Source organism: Psychrobacter sp. 1U2 (assembly GCF_051847575.1).
Window position 1 is genome coordinate 1 of sequence record NZ_JBPYDC010000144.1, and the last position, 1,642, is coordinate 1,642.

At 37.9% G+C, this 1,642-nt stretch carries 1 protein-coding gene; it reads right to left on the minus strand.

The genetic code is table 11. The features are described from left to right. Positions 1 to 106 precede the first annotated feature (106 nt). Complete coding sequence (locus tag ACS8FD_RS13935) at positions 107 to 1,096, minus strand: LysR family transcriptional regulator (RefSeq protein ID WP_439260430.1); 990 nt, start codon at positions 1,094 to 1,096, stop codon at positions 107 to 109. Positions 1,097 to 1,642 lie beyond the last annotated feature (546 nt).

The window sequence follows — 1,642 nt, forward strand, 5'->3', positions numbered from 1 at the left end:
TAACCAATGCCAGGTTTAAGCAAATAAAAAACCAGCACGGTAGCTGGTTCTATACTGTCTCTTTTCTAATAAATATATGAATAAGAGATGCTTATTCGTCATTTTTTTAGAACAGATGATTAATAGTAGGTATTTCTTGCTCCTGATTCTCTTCATCAGCAACCACTTGCCGTGCGACATGCATAATTAGTTGCCGTAACCAGCGATGAGCTGGATGATGCTGTAGTAACGGTGACCACGCCATTGTTAGCTCAAACTCAGGAATAAAAAATGGTGGCTCTTTCATCATGATGCTGTCGTTGTTAGCCTGCATGCGTGCAACTCGTGTCGGCAATGTGGCAATCAAATCTTTATTTGCTGCAAGCATCGCTGGCATCTGATAATGACGAGTAAAGACGCTGATCTGTCTTTTTTGTCCCAAACGTTGCAATGCTTGGTCAATAGAGCCAAGTCCCCCAGATTTTTCTGGATTGACACCGAACCCCACGCCCATACCAGTTTTAGACACCCATACATGTTGCGCTTTTAGATAGTTTTTGAGATTAAAACGATTGGCATAAGGGCTTTCTGATGCTAGCAAACAGCTAAAAGTATCACGCCAAACCAATACTTGATGAAAGCTTTGTGGTATCTCATTAAAGCGGTTAATCGCCAAATCGACTCGGCCCTGCTCCATATCACGATAAGACACATCTGATGGCGTTAAGAAGTCCAAAATGACATTGGGTGCTTCAGAGCGTAAGGCTTTGACCAATTTTGGTACTAATGTCGCTTCGGCATAATCTGAGGTCATAATACGAAAGACACGTGATGTGCTATACGGACGAAATTCTGTACGGGGTTCTAGCACTTGAGTCAAATCAGCAAGTATTTCGCGAATACGCGGTTGTAACTCTAAAGCTCTCTCAGTCGGCGTCATGCCTTCAGATGAACGTACTAACAATGGATCATTAAACAGTTTGCGTAAACGACGCAGTATATTACTCATCGCAGGTTGAGTAATGCCAAGCTGCTCAGCTGCACGAGTAACGTTTTTTTCTCGTAGCAACACGTCTAAATGTACCAGTAAATTCAAGTCTACCCGCTGCAAATTCATATATGTGTCTCTTTACCTTAGAATAAATACCACTATAAACGCGGCACTTTTTGTCCTGTTATTGAGTACAAGCTATCTATATTAAAATGAAATAAGGATAATTTTGGAGTGGCTTTCTTATTATATACGCATTATAACTTAATTCATCTATCATAAATCGTTGTTTTATAAATACTATCATCATAAAAAATACCCAAGATAATAATCATAAACTAGATAAATCAAGATAACCTAGCTATAGTGTTTAGCAAGTGCTTAATTAGTTTTTGTTATTTATCAGGCTATCACTGTGAACTTAATAGATTAGTTACAACGTGTATTTTATCGCATTTTCATGCGGAAATACGGACATAACATTTATTACCCCTACTTATTTTTTGCTATTGTTTGTTCTTAAGCTTGGATTAGGTATCTGTATCTTTCAAGATAACAAGCACTTTGTCCATCGAATAAGCCTTATAAAAGAACCCATTTAGCCTGAAATAAAAAATAAACAATAAAAGCTGACCAAATCGACAGGTTTTATTTGCTTTCTATGATAATTTT

What these genes read in the sequence shown, in the direction of transcription:
- ACS8FD_RS13935 (WP_439260430.1), bottom strand. Translation starts at nt 1,096, where the DNA reads ATGAATTTGCAGCGGGTAGACTTGAATTTACTGGTACATTTAGACGTG.